The organism is Faecalibacterium sp. BIOML-A4 (assembly GCF_009679665.1).
GTDB lineage: Bacteria > Bacillota > Clostridia > Oscillospirales > Ruminococcaceae > Faecalibacterium > Faecalibacterium taiwanense.
Genome location: NZ_WKZG01000017.1, coordinates 16,309 through 38,121 on the forward strand (window position 1 = coordinate 16,309; position 21,813 = coordinate 38,121).

Annotated in this window: 23 protein-coding genes; 20 read left to right on the top strand and 3 right to left on the bottom strand. The window is 58.8% G+C overall.

All coding sequences use genetic code 11. The annotated features are described in order from the left end of the window. Window positions 1-166 precede the first annotated feature (166 nt). The 11 genes from GKG34_RS11660 (at window position 167) to atpC (ending at window position 9,247) form a co-directional block, all read left to right on the top strand. Window positions 167-1,585, top strand: coding sequence for a glycogen/starch synthase (locus GKG34_RS11660; RefSeq protein ID WP_154256295.1), 1,419 nt, complete (start codon window positions 167-169; stop codon window positions 1,583-1,585). 456 nt (window positions 1,586-2,041) lie between these two features. Then, a complete protein-coding gene (locus tag GKG34_RS11665; RefSeq protein WP_044953278.1) occupies window positions 2,042-2,302 on the top strand; it encodes an AtpZ/AtpI family protein in 261 nt (86 codons plus the stop codon). 22 nt (window positions 2,303-2,324) lie between these two features. Then, window positions 2,325-2,825, top strand: a complete 501-nt coding sequence (locus GKG34_RS11670) for an ATP synthase subunit I (protein ID WP_005938105.1) — start codon at window positions 2,325-2,327, stop codon at window positions 2,823-2,825. Between the two features lie 3 nt (window positions 2,826-2,828). Next, complete coding sequence (locus GKG34_RS11675) at window positions 2,829-3,572, top strand: F0F1 ATP synthase subunit A (RefSeq protein ID WP_154256297.1); 744 nt, start codon at window positions 2,829-2,831, stop codon at window positions 3,570-3,572. Window positions 3,573-3,625: 53 nt separating this feature from the next. Beyond that, window positions 3,626-3,907: an ATP synthase F0 subunit C gene (atpE, locus tag GKG34_RS11680; protein ID WP_005930278.1), complete on the top strand. Its 282-nt coding sequence runs from the start codon at window positions 3,626-3,628 to the stop codon at window positions 3,905-3,907. A 36-nt stretch (window positions 3,908-3,943) separates the two neighbouring features. Then, the gene (gene atpF, locus GKG34_RS11685; protein ID WP_005938099.1) at window positions 3,944-4,450 is read left to right on the top strand and encodes a F0F1 ATP synthase subunit B; all 507 of its coding nucleotides are present in this window, start codon (window positions 3,944-3,946) and stop codon (window positions 4,448-4,450) included. After that, window positions 4,447-4,986: an ATP synthase F1 subunit delta gene (gene atpH / locus GKG34_RS11690; RefSeq protein WP_097774384.1), complete on the top strand. Its 540-nt coding sequence runs from the start codon at window positions 4,447-4,449 to the stop codon at window positions 4,984-4,986. Before atpF ends, atpH begins: the two co-directional genes overlap by 4 nt. A 51-nt stretch (window positions 4,987-5,037) precedes the next feature. Beyond that, a complete protein-coding gene (gene atpA / locus GKG34_RS11695) occupies window positions 5,038-6,558 on the top strand; it encodes a F0F1 ATP synthase subunit alpha (protein ID WP_154256299.1) in 1,521 nt (506 codons plus the stop codon). 17 nt (window positions 6,559-6,575) lie between these two features. Then, window positions 6,576-7,424 (top strand): ATP synthase F1 subunit gamma, encoded by an 849-nt coding sequence (gene atpG, locus GKG34_RS11700; RefSeq protein ID WP_005938091.1) that lies wholly within the window; start codon window positions 6,576-6,578, stop codon window positions 7,422-7,424. A 26-nt stretch (window positions 7,425-7,450) separates the two neighbouring features. Further along, entirely contained in the window at window positions 7,451-8,845 is a 1,395-nt protein-coding gene (gene atpD, locus GKG34_RS11705) for a F0F1 ATP synthase subunit beta (RefSeq protein WP_005938088.1), read from the top strand. A 3-nt stretch (window positions 8,846-8,848) separates the two neighbouring features. After that, on the top strand, window positions 8,849-9,247 hold the full coding sequence (atpC, locus tag GKG34_RS11710; protein WP_005938085.1) for an ATP synthase F1 subunit epsilon: 399 nt from the start codon (window positions 8,849-8,851) through the stop codon (window positions 9,245-9,247). Window positions 9,248-9,375: 128 nt separating this feature from the next. Here atpC and GKG34_RS11715 read toward each other — a convergent pair whose 3' ends face one another. Next, entirely contained in the window at window positions 9,376-9,927 is a 552-nt protein-coding gene (locus GKG34_RS11715; RefSeq protein WP_154256300.1) for a uridine-cytidine kinase, read from the bottom strand. Window positions 9,928-10,111: 184 nt separating this feature from the next. On the opposite strand from GKG34_RS11715, the gene GKG34_RS11720 reads away from it, so the two are divergent. Further along, window positions 10,112-11,731, top strand: a complete 1,620-nt coding sequence (locus tag GKG34_RS11720; protein ID WP_154256302.1) for a phospholipase D-like domain-containing protein — start codon at window positions 10,112-10,114, stop codon at window positions 11,729-11,731. Between the two features lie 113 nt (window positions 11,732-11,844). On the opposite strand, the gene GKG34_RS11725 is transcribed toward GKG34_RS11720, so the two are convergent. Continuing rightward, window positions 11,845-12,132, bottom strand: coding sequence for a zinc-ribbon domain containing protein (locus GKG34_RS11725; RefSeq protein ID WP_005921120.1), 288 nt, complete (start codon window positions 12,130-12,132; stop codon window positions 11,845-11,847). Between the two features lie 309 nt (window positions 12,133-12,441). Then, the gene (locus GKG34_RS11730; protein ID WP_097781256.1) at window positions 12,442-13,638 is read right to left on the bottom strand and encodes an acetate kinase; all 1,197 of its coding nucleotides are present in this window, start codon (window positions 13,636-13,638) and stop codon (window positions 12,442-12,444) included. Window positions 13,639-13,893: 255 nt separating this feature from the next. Here GKG34_RS11730 and GKG34_RS11735 point away from each other — a divergent pair, with 255 nt between their 5' ends. The 8 genes from GKG34_RS11735 (at window position 13,894) to GKG34_RS11770 (ending at window position 21,755) form a co-directional block, all read left to right on the top strand. After that, window positions 13,894-15,099 (top strand): nucleotidyltransferase family protein, encoded by a 1,206-nt coding sequence (locus tag GKG34_RS11735; protein ID WP_154256304.1) that lies wholly within the window; start codon window positions 13,894-13,896, stop codon window positions 15,097-15,099. A 137-nt stretch (window positions 15,100-15,236) separates the two neighbouring features. Beyond that, window positions 15,237-16,553 (top strand): NAD(P)-dependent oxidoreductase, encoded by a 1,317-nt coding sequence (locus GKG34_RS11740; protein ID WP_154256306.1) that lies wholly within the window; start codon window positions 15,237-15,239, stop codon window positions 16,551-16,553. 201 nt (window positions 16,554-16,754) lie between these two features. Next, window positions 16,755-18,254 carry a DUF1538 domain-containing protein gene (locus GKG34_RS11745; protein WP_243139259.1) on the top strand — a complete coding sequence of 500 codons (1,500 nt, stop codon included), beginning with the start codon at window positions 16,755-16,757 and terminating at the stop codon, window positions 18,252-18,254. A 12-nt stretch (window positions 18,255-18,266) separates the two neighbouring features. Next, window positions 18,267-18,968 (top strand): P-II family nitrogen regulator, encoded by a 702-nt coding sequence (locus tag GKG34_RS11750; RefSeq protein WP_154256309.1) that lies wholly within the window; start codon window positions 18,267-18,269, stop codon window positions 18,966-18,968. 114 nt (window positions 18,969-19,082) lie between these two features. Next, a complete protein-coding gene (locus GKG34_RS11755) occupies window positions 19,083-19,952 on the top strand; it encodes a YitT family protein (RefSeq protein WP_044953275.1) in 870 nt (289 codons plus the stop codon). A 108-nt stretch (window positions 19,953-20,060) separates the two neighbouring features. Then, on the top strand, window positions 20,061-20,315 hold the full coding sequence (locus GKG34_RS11760; RefSeq protein WP_005938058.1) for a DUF1858 domain-containing protein: 255 nt from the start codon (window positions 20,061-20,063) through the stop codon (window positions 20,313-20,315). 1 nt (window position 20,316) lies between these two features. Further along, complete coding sequence (locus GKG34_RS11765) at window positions 20,317-20,982, top strand: class I SAM-dependent methyltransferase (protein ID WP_097774394.1); 666 nt, start codon at window positions 20,317-20,319, stop codon at window positions 20,980-20,982. Then, window positions 20,979-21,755 (top strand): Nif3-like dinuclear metal center hexameric protein, encoded by a 777-nt coding sequence (locus GKG34_RS11770; RefSeq protein ID WP_154256313.1) that lies wholly within the window; start codon window positions 20,979-20,981, stop codon window positions 21,753-21,755. Before GKG34_RS11765 ends, GKG34_RS11770 begins: the two co-directional genes overlap by 4 nt. Window positions 21,756-21,813: the final 58 nt, after the last annotated feature.

Consider the following 21,813-nt stretch of genomic DNA (forward strand, 5'->3'; position numbering starts at 1 on the left):
TTTTACTGAGTTATCCATAGGGGCGGCTTCCTCCCCGGTAGCCCCTCTTGAGAGGGGCGGGGGCATCTGTGTGCCCCCGCCTGCTCTTTTGTAAAAATGGTTCGTGCTGCCTGCAAGGGCGGTGGGGGAGAACGAAAATATCCCACTATATGAAAGGAGCGATCCTATGAGAATCCTGTATGCTGCTTCGGAAGCTGCCCCTTTTGCAAAGTCCGGCGGTCTGGCCGACGTTGCGGGTGCCCTGCCCAAGGCTCTGGTCAAGGACGGCGTGGATGCCCGCGTCATTATGCCCCTGTACGGCGACCTGAAGTTCCGTGATACGCTGGAGTATGTGACCAATTATTCCGTCCCCGTGGGCTGGCGCAGCCAGTACTGCGGCCTGTTCAAGACCGAGCGGAACGGCGTGACCTACTACTTCCTGGACAACGAGTATTACTTCAAGCGCCGCGGCCTGTACGGCTTCTACGATGACGGCGAGCGTTTCGCTTTCTTCTCCCGCGCCGTTTTAGAGACCCTGTTCTACATCGATTTCACCCCCGATATCATCAACTGCAACGACTGGCAGACCGCTCTGGTGCCGGTGTACCTGAACCTGTACTATCGCCATCTGGATAAGTTCAACCGCATCAAGACCATCTTCACCATCCATAATATCGCTTATCAGGGCAAGTACGGCACCGACATTCTGGAGGACACCTGCGGCATCGGCCGCCGCGACCAGCACATCGTAGAGTACGACGGCTGCGCAAACTTCATGAAGGGTGCTTTCGAGACTGCCGATAAGATCACCACTGTCAGCCCCACCTATGCCATGGAGATCCTCGACCCGTGGTTCAGCTATGGTCTGGACGCTCTGCTGCGCGAGAAGCAGTACAAGCTGTGCGGCATCCTGAACGGCATCGATACCGATTCCAACGATCCCGCTACGGATAAGAACATCCCCTTCAACTACGACATCACCAACTTTGAAGAGGGCAAGGCAAAGTGCAAGGAAGCCCTGCAGGATAAGTTCGGCCTGAACAAGGATGGCAGCCCCGTCTTTGCCATGGTCAGCCGCATGGTCGGCATGAAGGGCTTTGATCTGGTGCAGAGCATCGCCGATGGTCTGGTGGACCGCGGCATCGAGCTGGTCGTTCTGGGCAGCGGCGAGAGCCAGTATGAGAACTTCTTCTCCGACCTGTGCGCACGCCATCCGGGCCGCGTTGGCACCTACATCGGCTTCGAGCCGGCCCTGTCGCAGGAGATCTACGCAGGCGCAGATGCCTTCATCATGCCTTCCAAGAGCGAGCCCTGCGGTCTGGCGCAGATGGTGGCCTGCCGTTACGGCACGCCTCCCATCGTCCGCGAGACCGGCGGTCTGCGCGACTCCATCCACGACAGCACCATGGGTGAGGGCAACGGCTTCACCTTTGCGGGCTACAATGCCCACGAGCTGTATGTGGCCTGCTGCAACGCACAGAATGCTTACTATGACAAGGAGAACTGGAAGAACCTCGTGCACCACTGCATGGAGTGCGATTTCAGCTGGGATGTCTCCGCCAAGAGCTACGAGGGCCTGTACAACGAGACCGCAAACCTCTGGTAATGTCCTGAAAACTGCATAACGGCTGCCGCCCGGTTCCCAAAGAGCCGGGCGGCTTTTTTTGTGTGACCCTCTCAGCTTCGCTTCGCTCAGCAGCTCCCCCGGAAGGGGGAGCTTTATTTGTGCTGCCCGAAAGATGCATAAAAGCTCGCCCTTCGGGAGAGCTGGCGCGTCAGCGCCTGAGAGGGTTCGCCCGTTTTTGCATTCTGCACAACAGATCCATCAAACTTTTGGTATTGATGTGCTCGCAGACGCACAAACTCCATACAGGGAGTATAGTTACGGCATTAGTGTGAACAAACTATGAAATTTTACTAGAAAACAGTGGAAAATTGATTGAAAAAACGATCGGTTTGAATTATACTAGCGTTATAAGATTTTTCACTGACTGCAAATCCTTGGCAAAGAATCCAGAATCTGGCTTTTGCAAAGGCACATCACACAGGGAGGAAACGCAGGTTGAAGGGCTGGTATAAGGCACTGGAGGATCTTGTCTGGCTGACCCAGCTGGGCCTGAATATGCTGCTGCCGCTGGTCATGTGTCTGGGCGGTGCATGGTGGGCGGTGAACAACTGGAGCTGGCCGGAATGGGTGTTCCTGCCGGCCATCCTGCTGGGGCTTGCTGCCGGGGCACAGAACTTCTGGTATTTTGCAAAGGAACACATGGACCGCACCAAAAAGGAAAAACCAAAGCGGGTGGGGTTCAACTCGCATCAGTAAACTTAACAGGAGGTTTCCCTTTATGAAACTGCAGCCGGAATCCAAAAAGGAGCTGACCCGCATCGCCTGCGGCACGGCCATCTGTACCGCCGTCATGTGGGTGATCTTTGCAGCTCTGCACCTGGTTGGCTGGGTGAAATTTGATTACACTGTTGTTCTGGGCAGTCTCATCGGCGCGGCCGTGGCCATCGGCAACTTTGCGGGCATCTGCCTCGTATGCCAGAAGGTCATCGACGAGCAGGATGAGAAACGGCGCAAAGCGACATTGCAGGCTTCCTACAATGTCCGGATGCTTTTGCAGGCGGTGTGGATCATCGTTGCCATCGGGGCACCGGTGTTCCAGCCGTTTGCCGGTGTTCTGCCACTGCTTTTCCCGCGCGTTACGATCTACTACCTGCAAATAACCGGAAAGTACAAGCCTCTTGCACCGGCCGGGCCTTCGGTGGATGTCTCTGTGGAGGACGACCCCGAACCCGCACCGGAGCCGGAAGCTGAACCCCGTGACGAAGGGGGTGAAACGTAACAAATGGAACTGAACGGCGCAAAGATCCTGTATACCATCCATACAGACATTCCCGTTCTGGGCGATTTCAAGATCACCCAGACCCTGGTCAGTACCTGGATCGTCATGGCGCTGCTTTCGGGTTTTGCCATCTGGCTGGGCAGCAACCTCAAGCTGGAAAATGTCTCAAAGCGGCAGGCCGCCGCCGAGTTCATCGTAGAACGGCTGGACCAGTTCGTGCACGACAACATGGGCTATCACTTTGATAAGTATATCCCGCTCATCGGCGCGATCTTCGCTCTGAGCATCGGCTGCAACCTCATCAGTGTCATCGGCCTGTGGAGCCCCACGGCAGACCTGAACACCGAGGCGGCGTGGGCCATTGTGGTGTTCGTGCTGATCATGTACTACAAGATCAAGACCAACGGCATCCTTTCCTACCTGAAAGGTCTTTTGGACCCCATCTTCATCATGGCACCCATCAATGTGCTGTCGGAGGTTTCCACCCCCGTCAGTATGGCGTTCCGTCACTTTGGCAACATCTTGTCCGGTACGGTCATTTCCACACTGCTGTACTGGGCGCTGGCAAGCCTGAGCCACGTCATTTTCGGCTGGCTGCCGGGTGTCTTGAGCCAGATCCAGCTGTTCCAGATCGGCATCCCGGCCTTTACGGGCCTGTATTTCGACTGGTTCGGCGGCTGCATTCAGGCGTTCATCTTCTGTACCCTGACCGCAATTTTCATCAAACGTGCTGCCGGTGAGGACTAAGCCCTCACAACGGCATCTCCCAAAACAAAAAACTTTTTTGGAGGACAAATCTTATGACTGACTTTCAGTACCTCGCTCGTGGTATCGCTCTGGCAGGCTGCGGCATCGGCGCAGGCTGCGCACTGATCGCAGGTATCGGCCCCGGTATCGGCGAAGGCAACGCAGCAGCTGCTGCCTGTGAAGCTGTGGGCCGTCAGCCCGAGTGCAAGAGCGACGTTACCAGCACCCTGATCCTGGGCGTTGCACTTTCCGAGACCACCGGTATTTACGGCTTCGTCACCGGCCTGCTGCTGATCTTCCTGGCACCCGGTATGTTCATGAAGTTCCTGGCATAAGCGGAACCTTTTACAAAATAACGAAAGGAGACGCTTATGGAACTGTACCAGGCGTTGATCACGCTGGACGGCTGGACCTTTCTGGCCCAGATCTGCAACCTGATGATCCAGCTGTTCATCTTCAAAAAGTTCCTGCTGAATCCGGTCAAAAACGTGATCGCAGAGCGCAAGGCGAAGGCAGACAGCCAGATCGCTGATGCCACCAAGCTGCGCACTGAAGCCGAGGCCATGAAGGCAGAGTACGAGCAGAACCTGCAGAATGCCCGCACCGAGGCCAACGAGATCGTTGCCAATGCGCAGAAGACGGCCACCGCCCGCGGCGAAGAGATCGTGGGCGAGGCCCGCGCGCAGGCTGCTGCCCTCAAGCAGAAGGCCGAAGCCGACATTGCGCAGGAGCGCAAGAAGGCCGTGAACGAGGTCAAGGACGAGATCGGCGGCATCGCCATGGAGATCGCCTCCAAGGTGGTGGAGCGTGAGATCAGCGAGAAGGACCACAAGGATCTGATCGACGAATTTATCAAAAATGTGGGTGAAGCATCATGACCGAGACTGCAAGGATGTACGGCGGAAGCCTGTACGATCTGGCGGCGGAGGAAGGGCTGGAGGCCCGCATTCTGGGTGAGCTGGACGAAGCCGTGGCGCTTTTTAAGGCAAACCCGGACTACCTGCATCTGCTCAGCACCCCCAGCATCCCGAAAAGAGAGCGCTGCGGCCTGCTGGATGAAGCACTGCGGGATCAGGTCCACCTCTATGTGCTGAACTTTTTGAAGATCCTGTGCGAGAAGGGCACCCTGCGGGAGCTGTCCGGCTGCGCACGGGCTTACCGTGTGCGCTACAATCAGGCACACGGCATTCTGGAAGCAACGGCGACCACTGCAGTGGCAATGACGGAGCAGCAGGCAAAGAGCCTGCACGAAAAGCTGGAAAAGCTCACCGGCAAGACCATCGACCTGAAAACAAAGGTCGATCCGGCAGTGCTGGGCGGCATCCGGCTGGATATCGAAGGCACCGAGCTGGACGGCACGGTGCAGAACCGTCTGTCCGCCCTGCGCAGGGATATTGCTTCCGTGACACTGTGATCGAATTTCCACCCGAAAGATTTTTAAGAATTGAGTGGTGAACAAACAAAGATGCAACTGAAACCTGAAGAGATCTCCAAGATCATCCGTGCGCAGATCAAGCATTACGAAAATGCCATTGAGCAGAGCGAGACCGGCACGGTCATTATGGTGGGCGACGGCATCGCCCGCGCCAGTGGTCTGGAAAAGTGCATGGCAGGTGAGCTGCTTCAGTTTGATAACGGCGAATACGGCATGGCCCAGAATTTGGAGGAGAATACCGTCTCCATCGTTCTGCTGGGCTCCGACGTCGGCATCAAGGAAGGCAGCACTGTCAAGCGCACCGGCAAGGTGGTGTCCGTGCCGGTGGGCGAAGCCATGATCGGCCGCGTGGTCAACGCGCTGGGCCAGCCCATCGACGGCGCAGGCCCCATCGAGACCACCGAGTTCCGCGCCATTGAAAGCCGCGCTCCCGGCATCATCGACCGTCAGCCGGTTAAGGAGCCGCTGCAGACCGGCATCAAGGCCATCGACTCCATGATCCCCATTGGCCGCGGCCAGCGCGAGCTGATCATCGGCGACCGCCAGACCGGCAAGACCACCATCGCCTCCGATACCATCATCAACCAGAAGGGCAAGGACGTCATCTGCATTTACGTTGCCATCGGTCAGAAGCGCTCTACCGTGGCAAACCTTGTGCAGAGCCTGACCGAGGCCGGTGCTATGGGCTACACCATCGTGGTGTCCGCAACGGCATCCGAGCTTTCGCCCCTGCAGTATATCGCACCCTACTCCGGCTGTGCCATGGGCGAATATTTCATGCATCAGGGCAAGCACGTCCTCATCATCTACGACGATCTGTCCAAGCACGCCGTGGCCTACCGTGCACTGTCGCTGCTGATCCGCCGTCCCCCGGGACGTGAGGCTTACCCCGGCGACGTGTTCTATCTGCACTCCCGTCTGCTGGAGCGCGCGGCCAAGCTCTCCAATGAGCTGGGCGGCGGCAGCTTGACGGCTCTGCCCATCATCGAGACGCAGGCGGGCGATGTTTCCGCCTACATCCCCACGAATGTCATTTCCATCACCGATGGTCAGATCTTCCTGGAGACGGAGCTGTTCCACTCCGGTGTCATGCCGGCAGTCAACCCCGGCATCTCGGTGTCCCGCGTGGGCGGCAATGCCCAGATCAAGGCCATGAAGAAGGTCGCCGGCACCCTGAAGCTGATCTACTCCCAGTACCGCGAGCTGCAGAGCTTTGCACAGTTCGGTTCCGATCTGGATGCCGACACCAAGGCCCGCCTTGCACAGGGCGAGCGCATCGTGGAAGTGCTCAAGCAGAACCGTTCCGCTCCCGTGCCTGTAGAAAAGCAGGTGGCCATCCTGTATGCGACCATTCACGATCACCTTGTGAAGGTCAAGGTGCCGGACGTGGCCGAGTATGAGAAGGGCCTGTACGAATATCTGGACAACAATGCTGCGGGTGCCGCCGTCATGGAGACCATCCGCACCACCGGCAATCTGGATAAGGACACTGAGGAGCAGCTTAAGAGCGTGCTCATAGCCTATACCGACAGCTTCGTCAAGGCGCACTAAGGAAGGAGGCGTAACGCATGGCTGGTTCCATGAAGGACATCAAGCTGCGCATCAAAAGCGTAGAGAGCACCATGCAGATCACCAAGGCAATGGAACTGGTGGCTTCCTCCAAAATGCGCCGCGCCAAGGAACGGGTGGAGCACAGCCGCCCCTACTTTGAAACGCTGCATGAGACTTTGACCAAGATCGCCGCGGCCGACCCCCGCGCCCGCAACCCCTACCTGCGCCGTGACGAAGTGAAGCGCACCCTGCTCATCGTCATTGCAGGCGACCGCGGCCTTGCTGGTGGATACAATTCCAACGTGCTCAAGCAGGCCGGGGCCGAAGAAGGCGAAGTGCTGGTGCTGCCCATCGGCAAGCGCTCGGCAGAGTATTTCGTCCACCACGAGGTGCCCCTGTTCACGCAGGAGGTGCTGCTGGCGGCAGATGTCTCGGTGGGCGAGTGCTTCCAGCTGTCCCGCCAGATCACGGAAGGATATCTCAAGGGCGAGTACGATGCGGTAAAGATCTGCTACACCCGGTTCGATTCCATGATGACCCAGACCGCAGCCACCATGGAGGTGCTGCCGCTGTCCATCGAACCCACCGAGCAGCAGAAGGCGGATGCCCGCCGCAGCCAGATCCTGTACAAGCCCAGCAGCGAGGAAGTATTCAGCGCGATCATCCCGGAGTATGTGGCAGGCATCGTCTACGGTGCCGTGTGCGAGAGCGTAGCCAGTGAGCTTGCCGCCCGCCGCACTGCCATGGATGCCGCCACCAAGAACGCCGGTGAGATGATCGACCATTTGAACCTGTATTATAACCGTGCCCGTCAGGCTGCCATCACGCAGGAGATCACCGAGATCGTGGCCGGCGCGGAGATTTAAAACCTATCAAAAAGGAGTTGTAGCCTATGTCCGAAAAACATATCGGCAAGGTGCTCCAGGTCATCGGCCCGGTGCTGGACATCCAGTTTGAGGATGGCCAGCTGCCGGAGCTGCTCAACGCCATCGAGATCGACAACCACGGCGAAAAGCTGGTGGTCGAGGTGGCACAGCACACCGGCGATAACGTGGTGCGCTGCATTGCAATGAACAGCACCGATGGTCTGGTGCGCGGCACCGAAGCCGTGGATACCGGCGAACCCATCAAAGTGCCCGTGGGCGACCAGTGTCTGGGCCGCGTGTTCAACCTGCTGGGTGAGCCCGTGGACAACAAGCCCGCCCCGGCCCCGGAGGCCTACTGGCCCATCCACCGCCCTGCTCCCAGCTACGAGGAGCAGCAGTCCACCACCGAGATCCTCGAGACCGGCATCAAGGTCGTGGACCTGATTTGCCCCTACGCAAAGGGCGGCAAGATCGGTCTGTTCGGCGGTGCAGGCGTCGGCAAGACGGTCCTGATCCAGGAGCTGATTTATAACATCGCCACCGAGCACAACGGCTACTCGGTGTTCACCGGCGTTGGCGAGCGCACCCGTGAGGGCAACGACCTGTATGGCGAAATGACCGAGAGCGGCGTTATCAACAAGACTGCGCTGGTCTACGGCCAGATGAACGAACCTCCCGGAGCCCGTATGCGCGTGGCACTGTCCGGCCTGACCATGGCGGAGTATTTCCGCGATGTGAAGAATCAGGATGTGCTGCTCTTCATCGATAACATCTTCCGCTTCACGCAGGCAGGCTCTGAGGTGTCCGCACTGCTGGGCCGTATGCCCTCTGCCGTCGGCTACCAGCCCACGCTGGCCACCGAGATGGGCGCTCTGCAGGAGCGTATCACCTCCACCCGCAAGGGTTCCATCACCTCGGTGCAGGCCGTCTACGTGCCCGCCGATGACCTGACCGACCCGGCCCCTGCCACCACCTTTACCCATCTGGATGCTACCACGGTCCTGAGCCGTGACATTGCTTCGCAGGGCATCTACCCCGCTGTGGACCCGCTGGATTCCACCAGCCGCATCCTCAGCCCGGAGGTCGTGGGTCAGGAGCACTACGAGATCGCCCGCGCCGTCCAGAAGGTGCTGCAGCGCTACAAGGAGCTGCAGGACATCATTGCCATCATGGGCATGGACGAGCTGAGCGAGGAAGACAAGCGCACGGTCAGCCGCGCCCGCAAGGTACAGCGCTTCCTGAGCCAGAGCTTCCACGTGGCAGAGCAGTTCACCGGTATGCCCGGCCAGTATGTGCCGCTCAAGGAGACCCTGCGCGGCTTCAAGATGATCCTGAACGGCGAGTGCGACGAGCTGCCCGAGAGCGCATTCCTGTTCGCGGGCACCATCGATGATGTGTTCGCAAAAGCGAAGAAAGGGTAAACCATGACGACCTTTCATCTGACGGTGGTCACGCCGGACGGCTGCGCCTTTGACGGGCAGGCCGAGCGCATCGTCTGCCGCGCCATTGACGGCGATCTGGCCATCCTTGCCAAACACGGGGATTACTGCACCGCGCTGGGCATGGGCGAAGCCCATATCGTGGATGCCGAGGGCCAGCGCCGCCGCGCCGCCTGCATGGGCGGGCTGCTGAGCGTGCTGGATGGCGAAGTGCGTCTGGTTGCCACCACATGGGAGTGGGCCGAGGAGATCGATCAGGCCCGCGCCGAGGCTTCCAAGAAGCGCGCGGAGGAGATCCTTGCGCAGAAGAACCTCGACAAGCGGGACTACGAGCTGGCTCAGGCGCGTCTCAAGCGCGCACTGGTGCGTACCTCTATCCACTGAGATAAGAAAAAAGGAGCCATTGCACAAACTGTGCGGTGGCTCCTTTTGCGTGCATGATGAAATTAAAAATAAGATTTCCGCTGAACATGCCCAGAGCGAATGCGGAGGGCATTTAAATCGTAAAGACGTTACATCATATTTGCCTTCTCGATCAGGTTGCGGATGTGATGGGCCAGCATCTCCACCGCAGCGGTGTTCTCGCCGCCGTTGGGTACAATGATGTCTGCGTTGCGCTTGCTGGGTTCCACAAAGGCTTCGTGCATAGGCTTGACGGTAGTCAGGTACTGCTCGATCACGCTGTCCAGACTGCGGCCGCGCTCCTTTACGTCGCGTACCAGACGGCGCAGGATGCCTTCCACGATCAGCACCGGTGCGGGCTCGATGTGCTGCACCTTGTCGCTGCGGTTGTGGTTGGAGTAGTCGTACACCGGGCAGTCGATGGCGCGGCCTGCCTTCAGCTCCTGCAGATGGTAGATCAGCAAAGCGTTGTCAAAAGCATCCGGGTGGTCGTAGTTCAGCTTGCAGCGCTCCTCAAAGGGCAGCTCGTCGTGGCGCTTGTAATAGCTGTCGTGGGAGATCAGGCGCACTTCATCCTCGCCAAAACGCTCCTTCAGCCGCAGAGCAAGGGTGGTCTTGCCGCTGCCGGAGCCGCCTGCAATGCCAATGATCAGATTATTCATAGGGGTCCCTCCTGCATCATCCTGCCGCTTTGGGTGGAAAAAAGGGCAGGAATGGATTATAATAGGTGCAAAGCTGCCTGTCCGGGACACAGCGCCGGGCGGGCTTGTTCCTGTACATCATAACACAAACCGGCACATTTTTACAGCCCCAGGGCTGCAAATGTGCGAGATAAGGGAAAATGCCATGCAGAAAAAACAATTTCAGCAAAATATGAAGGACAAGGTCCGGGTGTTTGAGGATGGCGGCATCCGCCTGCTCAAACGGGGACAGAAGGGCGTGGTACACGCTATTTTCAGCCGTTTTGGTCTGGTGCTGGTTCTGCTGCTTTTACAGGCGTTCGCGCTGTTCAGCCTGCTGCAGTGGTTCGGTGGGCTGCTGCCGCATTATTTTGGCGGCACCCTGCTGGTAACAGCGGCAATGATGGTCTATCTGCTCAATCAGGACATGGACAACAGCGTGCGCATCACATGGCTGGTGGTCACGGCACTGATGCCGGTGCTGGGCGTGCCGCTGTTCTGGTACACCAAAAGTGATGTGGGCCACAATGCCCTGAAGCACCGCCTGCTGGATCTGGAGGGACAGACCGGCGCCCGGCTGCCGCAGAATGAGCAGACCGTGGAGCTTTTGCAGGAGCAGGCACCCGAAGCGGTGCCGCTGGCACGGTATCTGCGGGGCAAGGGAGGCGGCTTTCCGGTCTATGCCGATACGGTGGCCACCTACTTCAACGGCGGCGAAGCTATGTTCGATGAAATGCTGCGCCAGCTGGAAACGGCAAAAAAATACATCTTTCTGGAATATTTCATCGTGGATGAAGGCCTGATGTGGGGCCGCATTCTGGAAGTGCTGGCCCGCAAGGCGGCGCAGGGGGTGGATGTGCGTGTGATGTATGACGGCACCTGTGAGTTTTCCACCCTGCCGCGGGATTACCCCAGCCGGCTGGAAGCGCTGGGCATCCAGTGCAAGGTGTTCTCGCCGGTCACGCCCTTTGTTTCCACTCACTACAACTACCGCGACCACCGCAAAATTCTGGTCATTGATGGCCAGGTGGGCTTTACCGGCGGCGTGAATCTGGCAGATGAGTACATCAACCACATAGAAAAGTATGGCCGCTGGAAGGACTCGGCCCTGATGTTGGAAGGCGAAGGCGTGCGCTCCATGACGGCACTGTTTTTGCAGATGTGGAGCATCCTGTGCCAGCCGGAGTTTGAGCAGTTCCTGTCCGATCCCATCCCGGCGGCAGCAAACGCCAAGGGCTTTGTGGTGCCCTACGGAGACTGCCCGCTGGACGGTGAGCGGGTGGGCGAAATGGTGTACATGGATATGCTCAACCGCGCCCGGAAGTATGTGCACATCATCACGCCGTATCTGATCCTGGACGGCGAGCTGGAAACGGCCCTGCGCTTTGCGGCAGAGCGCGGTGTGGATGTGCACCTGATCCTGCCCGGCAAGCCGGATAAGTGGTTCGTTTATGCACTGGCCAAGACCCACTACAAGGCGCTGATTTCTTCGGGTGTGAAGATCAGCGAGTGGCAGCCCGGCTTTACCCATGCGAAGATCGTGATCGCCGACGGAGTGGAAGCTGTGGCGGGTACCATCAATCTGGACTACCGCAGCCTGTACCATCACTTTGAAAACGCGGTCTGGATGCGCGGCACCGACTGCATTGCCAACATGGAAGCGGATTTTCAGGATACGCTCACCCGGTGCCGCAGGGTGGAGCAGACGAGAGAAAGTATCTGGCAGGGCAAAAAGCTGCTGCATCTGGCGGGCATCCTGCTCAAGTTCATTGCGCCGCTGGTGTGAAAGACTCCTTCCGTCATGGCTGCGTAAGCAGACAGGAGAAGCTCTGAATACAAAAAGGCCCGCTGCCTTTCGACAGCGGGCCTTTTGTTACCGATTTAAATAAAAACCAGCGCTTAGTTCTGCTTCATGCGAGCGAAGCAGTCAGAGCAGTAGACCGGACGGTCCTCACGGGGCTGGAAGGGGACCTTGCAAGCCTTGCCGCAAGCTGCGCAGACAGCATCGAACATCTGACGCTCACCGCTGTTGCTGCGTGCGCCGCCGTTCTTGCGGGCGTCACGGCAGGGCTTGCAGCGCTGGGGCTGATTCTCGAAGCCGCGAGATGCGTAGAACTCCTGCTCACCAGCAGTCCAAACAAATTCCTTACCGCAGTCCTTGCAGACCAGAGTCTTGTCTTCAAACATAGTAGTATCTCCTCTTTAGTTAGTTCTTGCCCACGGAAGGATTGTAACCATACCTTTGGTTTTGGGACCATCGCGCTGATCAGTAAGCTTACCAGGGGCTTGAATGAATGGACGTCCTCCAATTGAGGACTTTTCTATTGTACCGTTCTTTTTGAAATTTGTCAACCAAAAAACAACCATTCGCCTTGTTATTTGTATAGATAGCACAATCCGACAGGGCTGATTTGGGTAAAATAACTGCCGGAAGATGAAAAAGGGGCTGCCGCACATTCCGTGCAGCAGCCCCCTGCAAAGCCCTTTGGAAAACGATTACTTCTCGAGGACTTCCTTGGTGTCGCGGGCGATCATCAGCTCCTCGTCGGTAGCAATGACCAGAGTGCGCACCTTTGCGCCCCAGGCAGTGATCTCGCACACATCGCCCACGGGGTGCTTGTTCTTCTCGGTATCGATGCGGATGCCCAGCCAATCCATGTGGTGGCAGACTTTTGCACGGGCGATCGCGTCGTGCTCACCGATGCCGCCGGTGAAGACGATGGCATCCACGCCGCCCATTGCAGCGATGTAAGCGCCAACGGTCTTCTTGATCTGGTAGTTCAGCATGTCGGAAGCCAGCTGTGCGCGCTTGTTGCCGGCAGCAGCTGCCTCTTCCACGTCACGCTTGTCGCTGGAAACACCGGAGATGCCCAGCAGGCCGGACTTCTTGTTCAGGATCTCGTCCAGCTCGTGGCCGGTGATGTTCAGGGTGTACTTCAGGTAGTTGACCACAGAGGGGTCCAGGTCGCCGCAGCGGGTGCCCATCATCAGGCCGGCCAGCGGGGTCATGCCCATGGAGGTGTCCACGACCTTGCCCTGATCCACAGCGGCAATGGAGGAACCGTTGCCCAGATGGCAGGTGATCAGCTTCAGGCGCTCAATAGGCTCTTCCAGATACTCGGCAGCCTTGTGAGCAACGTACTTGTGGCTGGTGCCGTGGAAGCCGTAGCGGCGCACGCCGTACTTCTCATAGTACTCATACGGAATGGCGTACATATAAGCCTTCGGAGGCATGGTGCTGTGGAAAGCGGTATCGAACACAGCCACCATGGGGATGTTGCCGAACACCTTGCGTGCGGCCTCGATGCCCAGAATGCCGGCGGGGTTGTGCAGGGGAGCCAGAGGGCTCAGCTCGCGGATGGTCTCGATGACCTCGTCGGTGATCAGGCAGCTCTCCTTGAACTTCTCGCCGCCGTGCACGACACGGTGACCGATGGCATCGATCTCGCTGACGTCGTTGATGCACTTGCCCTCGCCGGTGGTCATCTTCTTGACGACCTCGGCAAAAGCCTCGGTGTGGGTGGGGAAGATGGCGGGCGTGGTGGCCTTATGGCCGTTGGCCTCGTGGGTGATCATGCTGCTTTCCATGCCAATGCGCTCGCACAGGCCCTTGCACAGCACCTTCTCGCCGTCCATATCGATCAGCTGATACTTCAGGGAAGAAGAGCCGCAGTTAATAACCAGAACTTTCATCTGTGTTGCCTCCTGTATGTTTTTGGTCTGTCCTCTTTTTAAACCTGAGGACAGAATTTTACAGATTCCTGTGTTTATTATATAATAGGGTGGGCGGCTTTTCAAGCCGCAACCCGGGCAAAGCGGTAAAGCTTGTGTACAAGGTTTTTGTACATCCTGCCCACAAATGCGCAAAACCACTGCAGTTTTCTGTATATACGATATAAATTTAACAATCTTTCCGAGGGCGCAGCAGCCCTGCAGAGGAGCTTATCTATGAAATTTGCCGGTATCATTGCAGAGTACGACCCCTTTCACAACGGCCATGCATGGCAGTTGGCGCAGGCAAAAGCGCTGGGAGCACAGCATGTGGCGGTGGCCATGAGCTGCGGGTTGACCCAGCGCGGCGCACTGCCGCTGCTGCCGGAAGCGGTGCGGGTGCAGGCCGCCCTGCAGTGCGGGGCAGATCTGATATTTGCGCTGCCTGCGCCCTGTGCCTGTGCGGGGGCAGAGGCTTTTGCCCGGGCGGGGGTGCGCATCCTTGCCGCCGCCGGGTGTGATGCGCTGGTGTTCGGGGCAGAGACGCCGGACGCAGCCCTGCTGATGGAAGCTGCCCGGGTACTGAACAGCGAGGCCTACCGCACCGAGCTGAAGCGCCAGCTTGCAGCCGGTGCCCGCAGCTTTGCGGCGGCGCGGCAGGCGGCGGTGGAAGCGCTCTGCCCGGGCACGGCACTGGCCGCGCTGTTGGATAAGCCCAACAACAATCTGGCAGTAGAATACTGCAAGGCCATTCTGGAACAGGAGGCACCCATGACCCCGGTGCCGCTGCCCCGCGTGGGGGCGGGCCACGGGCAGGCCCTTGCCGAAAGCGGCCACGCCCAGTTTGCCAGTGCCAGCGCGCTGCGCGCCCTCTGGGCAGAGCAGGGCGCGGATGCGCTGACTCCTTATGTGCCGGAAAAAGCACTGGAGTTGTACAAAAAAGCGGAAATCGACGGAATGTATACGGATCATGCCGCTGCGGGCCGGTGTGAGCTGGCTCTGCTGCGGGCGGCCTGTGCACGACCGGAACCTTTTGCCGCAGTGCGGGGCGTTTCCGAGGGATTGGACCACCGGCTGGAAAACGCCGTGCGCAGCTGCACCGGCCTGCCCCAGCTGCTGGACGCGCTGACCACTGTGCGTTACCCCCGGGCCCGGATGCGCCGTCTTGCTATGGATGCGGCACTGGGCTATACGGCGGAGATCGTGCCTGCCCTGCCGCCCTATCTGCATTTGCTGGGGGCAAGGCGGGAAGCACTTCCGCTGCTGAAGCATGCATCCCTGCCGCTGAGCCACTCGCTGGCAAAGCTGGAAAAAGAAAACGATGCCTGCGCCCGCATGGCGGCGGCACAGGCAGGAGCCAGCGATTTTGGCGCACTGTGCCGCCGGGTGCCCGGGCCGATGGGGGGAGTATATCGTCAAAAAATTATCTTTTTGACGAATTGACAAAAAATAATCGAAGAAATTTTATGCAGAAACACTTGTGCCCGGACGGTTTGTGGTGTATGATTAAAGCAATGCAATGTTGGATACAACAAATGAGAACGGAATCAGAAAACCGCACGCAATAAGGAGGAAACTTCATGGCACTTCACGTTCTGGACGAAGCCAACCGCTGTCTGGGCTGCAAAAAGCCGCTGTGCCAGCAGGGCTGCCCCATCCACACCAACATCCCGGAGGTCATTCGGCTGCTCAAGGCAAACCAGATGGACGAAGCTGGCAGAATGCTGTTTGAGAATAACCCGCTGACCACCGTTTGTGCGTTGGTGTGCAACCACGAGAACCAGTGCGAGGGCCACTGCGTGCGCAACCGGATGCCAAGCCACGACCCGGTACACTTCTCCATTATTGAAGACTACATTTCCACGACCTACGCCAACAAAATGACCGCCGGCCCTGCCCCCAAAAACGGCATGAAGGCGGCAGTCGTTGGCTCCGGCCCGGCGGGCCTGACCATTGCGGTGCTGCTGGCACGCTGGGGCTACGATGTGACCATCTTTGATGCCCGGGATAAGATTGGCGGCGTCATGCGCTACGGCATCCCCAACTATCGCCTGCCGGACAGCGTGCTGGACGATTTCCAGTACCGCCATCTGGAGCTGAAGGGCATCAAGGTGCGGCCCAACACCACCATCGGCAAGACCATCACCATCGATGATCTGTTCCGCGACGGCTACAAGAGCGTGTTCATCGGTGCCGGTCTGTGGAAGGCCAACGCCATGCATATCAAGGGCGAAACTTTGGGAAATGTAGCCTTTGGCATCGATTATCTGGCAAACTCCAAGGCGTTCCGTCTGGGCAGCGATGTTGCCGTGATCGGCGTGGGCAACTCTGCCATGGACTGCGCCCGCACCGCCATCCGCAACGGTGCCCGCCACGTCACCTGCTATGCCCGCCGCGACGAGAGCTGCATCAGTGCTTCCGAGTACGAGGTGAGCTATGCAAAGCTGGAGGGCGTGGGCTTCCGCTTCTGCAAAGCACCGGTGGAGATCCGTGAGAACGGCCTGATCTGCCGCGATACCGTCAAGGGCGAGGACGGTAAATTTACGCAGGTGGAGGGCAGCGAGACCTTCTACCCCCACACCGGCGTGATCGTGTCGGTCAGCCAGGGCTCGGAGAGCAACCTCGTCAAGACCACTACCGGCATCGAGACCAACCAGAAGGGTCTGCTCACCGTCAGCGAGGACGGCAGCACCACCCGCGAGGGCGTATTTGCCGGCGGTGATGCCGTGATGGGCGCACGCACCGTGGTGGAGGCGGTGGCTGTGGCCAAGAAGGTGGCCGAGAGCATGGATGCCTACATGAAGAGCCTGCCTGCAGAAGAAGTGGCTGACCCCTATGCCAATATCCCGGTGTTCCAGACCCCCACCTCGGACGTGCTGGCAAAGCAGGAGATCTGACGAAATAAAGACAAACTTGGAAGAAACTGTAAAGCTTTTGCGTCTTTGCCGATCTTTGCCGCTCCGTTTGTTGACGGGGCGGCTTTTGCTTTGTATACTATTCATATACTTGTTTCTGATTTGTACAAAATGGATATAAAACGGTGAAAGGCGGTGGACGCTATCCTGAAAGCATCCCTCCCGAAACTGCGGGAAAAACTATTGGAAGCGCTACAGGCAGTGCTGCCCATTGCAGCCATCGTGCTGGTGCTCTGCTTTACCATTGCGCCGGTGTCGCCCAGCATCCTGCTGTGCTTTTTGCTGGGGGCCGCCATGATCGTGGTGGGCATCATGTTCTTCACACTGGGCGCGGAGATGAGCATGACCCCCATGGGCGAGCGCGTGGGTGCGGTGATCACCAAAAGCCGGAAGCTGCCGGTGATCTTGGGCATCGGCTTTCTGCTGGGCTTCCTCATCACCATTTCGGAGCCGGACCTGCAGGTGCTGGCAAATCAGGTGCCCTCCATCCCGAACCGCACCCTTATTTTATCGGTGGCGGCGGGCGTGGGCCTGTTTCTGGTGTTTGCCTTCCTGCGTATGCTCATTGGCATCTCGCTGCCAAAGCTGCTGGTGCTGTTCTACGGCATGATCTTTCTTCTGGCGGCGTTTGTGCCCAAGGAATTTCTTGCTGTGGCCTTTGACTCCGGCGGTGTGACCACCGGCCCCATGACTGTGCCCTTTATCATGGCGCTGGGCGTGGGTGTTTCGTCCATCCGCGGCGACCGCCACGCGGCGGACGACAGCTTTGGTCTGGTGGCCATGTGCTCCATCGGCCCCATTCTGGCAGTGCTCATTCTGGGCATCGTGTTCCGCGCCTCGGACAGCACCTATATCCCGCCGGTGCTGCCGGAGGTGAGCGACTCGGTGGAGCTGTGGCAGCTGTTCCATGTCAGCCTGCCTACGTATCTGGAAGAGATCGCTGTCTCGCTGCTGCCCATCATCGTGATGTTCGGCATTTTTCAATTTGTGGCTCTGCACATGGACCGCCGGTCACTGGGCCGCATTGCGGTGGGTCTTGCGTATACCTACGTGGGCCTTGTGCTGTTCCTCACCGGCGCAAATGTGGGCTTTATGCCCGCCGGTAATTATCTGGGTCAGGTGCTGGCCGGGCAGAGCTTCCGCTGGATCATCATTCCCATTGGAATGCTCATCGGTTACTTCATCGTCAAGGCTGAGCCGGCCGTCTATGTGCTGAACAAGCAGGTGGAAGAGGTGACCGACGGTGCCATTTCGGCCAAGGCCATGGGCACAGCCCTTTCGGCAGGTGTTTCCATCTCGGTGGGCCTTGCCATGGTGCGGGTACTCACCGGCATTTCCATTTTGTGGTTCCTCGTGCCGGGCTATGTGTTTGCCATCGGCATCTCCTTTGTGGTGCCAAAGCTGTTCACCGCCATTGCATTTGACGCGGGCGGCGTGGCATCCGGCCCCATGACAGCCACCTTCCTGCTGCCGCTGGCACAGGGTGCCTGCGTGGCCGTGGGCGGCAATATCGTCACCGACGCTTTCGGCGTGGTGGCCATGGTGGCCATGACCCCGCTCATTACGGTGCAGCTGATGGGTCTTGTGGCACAGCTGCGCACCCGCAAGGCCCGGCGGCTGCAGCCTGCGGCCATGGGTGCGGCCTTTGCCGGTCTGCCGGACGATGATATCATTGAACTGTAAGGAGGGCGCGGCATGAGTTCGTTGTTTTTGATGGTGACCATCACCGACCGCCGCTCCACCGATGCCTTTTTGCAGCTGTACCAGCAGCGCGGCGTGGATGTGAACCTGCGCACGGTGGGCAGCGGCACAGCGGTGCGGGAAACGCTGGCCACGCTGGGTCTGGAAAAGACCGAGAAGGCCGTGCTGCTGGCGGTGGTGACAGAGGATACATGGAAGGCCGTCCGGACAGACCTGCGCCGCAAAATGCGCATCGACGTGCCGGGCACCGGCATTGCATTCACGGTGCCGCTGAGCAGCATCGGCGGCAGAAGGGCGCTGATGTTCCTCACCCAGCACCAGCCGCTGACATTGAAGGAGGAGAGCACCTTGAAGGATACCCGTTACGAACTGCTGCTGGTAATCGCCAATCAGGGCCACACCGGCGCCATTATGGATGCCGCCCGCGCAGCAGGTGCTGGCGGTGGCACGGTGATCCACGCCAAGGGTACCGGCATGGAAGGCGCAGCCCAGTTCCTTGGCGTGGAGCTGGTGAACGAAAAGGAGCTGGTGCTCATCGTGGCCCGCACGCCGGAAAAGAACCGCATCATGAAAGCCATCATGGACGGTGCCGGGCCAAAGGCGGGCGCGATCGTGTTCTCGCTGCCGGTGACGGATACCGCCGGTCTGCGTCTGCTGGAGGACGAGGAACCGGTGCAGGAGACTTCTGCGCAGTAAACAACAAAATGTAATTTATTCCGGGATTATTCCGCATTTATGGGCAAAACGCTTGATAAATGCGGATTTTTTCGTTATCATAGAAGAAAGAAATTCAAGAATGAGGGACAAAAGATGATAAAGCTTTCATATGAGCAGCAGATCGCATTCAATTCGCTGTCCATCATCGTGGGCAATGCACTGTATGCGCTCACGGTGGTGCTGTTTCTTGTGCCGTCAGGCCTGATCACCGGCGGTGCCACCGGCATCGCACTGGGCATCAACCGTGCATTGGGACTGCCGGTGTCCGGTGTGCTGTTCGTCATCAACATGACCATGCTTACGGTGGGCTGGGTGCTGCTGGGGCGGCGCTTTGCCATCACCACCATTGCCAGCACCGTGCTCAGCCCCCTGTTTCTGGCTCTGTGGGAGCGGGTGTTCACAGGCTTTGTGCTCACCGATGATCTGGTGCTCAACACCATTTTTGCAGGCCTCGGCGTAGGCATTTCGCTGGGCATCACCATCCGGGCAGGCGCATCCACCGGCGGCATGGACATCCCTCCGCTGGTGCTGAACAAATATTTCCACATTCCGGTGTCGGCCAGTATGCTGGTGTTCGATATGCTCATCCTCTGCCTGCAGGCGGCGTTCAGCCCGCTGCAGCAGTGTCTGTACGGCATCGTGATGGTGATCGTGTATACGGTGGTGCTGGACAAGGTGCTCATCTTCGGCACTACCCGCACCGAGGTAAAGATCATCAGCCAGCACGCCGATGATATCCGCGAGGCCATCTTCACCCAGCTGGACCGCGGTGTGACCGTGCTGCATGGCGAGGGAGGCTACAGCCACGAGCCGGAGCAGGTGCTGCTGAGCATCGTGAGCAACCGCCAGCTGCCGAAGCTGGAAAAGCTGGCCCATGCCATCGACCCCACCTGCTTTATGATCGTGAGCCATGTGACCGAGGTGAGCGGGCGCGGCTTCTCGCTGGATAAGAATTACCAGTAAACGCTGAAAATCCCAGCAGATACTTGAAAAACAGTACCGGTTTAGGGTATAGTATAGAAGAACGGTAGGTTATGCCGTGATTTTACCCAACAGGAAAGGAAAACCATCATGTTTGATATTTTCAATATGCTCAAGAAGGAAGAACACAAGGACGCAAAGCAGGTGACCCGCGAGACCATCATCGGCGATATCCTGGATATGGACCAGACCACCGCTCCTTACTTCATGGAGATCGGCATGCACTGTCTGGGCTGCCCTGCATCCCGCGGCGAGAGCATCGAGGAGGCCTGTGCTGTCCACGGCGTGGACTGCGATGAGCTGATCGAGAAGCTGAACGAGCATCTGGCCGCAAAGAAGGCATAAATTGCTGCCCACACTGGATGCGCGTCTGGCTGCCGCCGCAGAGCTTGTGCGGCCGGGAGAGCCGGTGGCAGACATCGGCTGCGACCACGGCAAGCTGACGGCGGTGCTGGCGGCTTCGGGAAAATACCCGAAGGTAATCGGTGCCGACCTGCGGCCCGGCCCGCTGGCAAAGGCAGAGCAGACGCTGGAACATGCAGGCTGTAAAGACCGCGCTGAGCTTCGGCTTGGCGACGGTCTTTCTGTGCTTACGGAGAACGAAGTAGACAGCATCGTGCTGGCGGGCGTTTCCGCCCAGACCACTTGGGAAATTTTAGAGAAAGCCCCGTGGGTGTTCACCGTGGGAGGGCCGCGGATCATCATGATCCCGGCCACCCGCCACGACGCGCTGCGCCGCTGGTTGTGGGAGCATGGCTTCTCCTTTGCAGCCGACCGCCCGGTGCAGGCGGCGGGCCGCTGGTACGCGGTGATGGCGGCGGAGTACACCGGCAGGGTGTATGCGCCCACCTTTGCCGAGTGCCTGTTTGGCAGTACGGGAGAGTGGCCCGAGGGAAAAGGCTACGCCGACTGGCAGAAGGCAAAGCTGCCCCGGATGCGCCTTGGCGTGCCGGATGGCAGTCCGCTTGCCGCCGAGATCGATGCAATTTTAAAAGAGGGGACAGAAGGATGATAACAGTTAATCAGGTATACGAAGCAATGCAGGCCATCGCGCCGCTGGAGCTGGCGGAACACTGGGATAATCCCGGCCTGCTGGTGGACTGCGGCGGGCAGATGCACCGGGTGCTGGCAGCACTGGATATCACCCCCGAAGTGGTGGCCGAAGCCGCCGCAAAGCAGTGTGAGATGATCGTGTCCCACCACCCGGTCATTTTTGATCCGCTCAAAAAGATCGGCCCGCAGGATGTGCCTTTCCAGCTGGTGCAGGCAGGCATTTCTGCCATCTGTATGCACACCAATCTGGATGCTGCCGAGGGCGGCGTGAACGAAGTGCTGGCAGGCATCTTTGACATGAAGAATATGGAAACCTTTGCCGAGGGCTGCGGCCGTGTGGGAGCCATTGAAGAAATCGCGGTTCCGGAGCTTGCCCGCAAGGCACAGCAGGAGCTTGCTGCGCGCTGCAACCAGCCGAAGAACGGCCCGGCGGTGCAGGTGAAGTTTGTGGATGCGGGTAAGCCGGTCAAGCGCTTGGCGGTCATCAGCGGTGCGGGCGGAAGCCTGTTTGCAGATGCCATTGCTATGGGCGCGGACTGCCTGCTGACCGGCGAAGCCAACCATCACCATGCCATCGACGCCAAGCGGCTGGGCCTTTCGCTCATTGCGGCGGGCCACTATGCCACCGAATTTCCGGTGACTGCCGCCGTGGCTGCAAAGCTGCGCGCCGCCCTGCCGGAGCTGGAAGTGCTGGTGAGCACTGAAAACCGGGATCCGTATACGTATTTGTAAGGAAAAGCCGCTGCTTTTTCTTGCAGCGATTTTCCGGCTGAGATGAAGATTGCCGCTG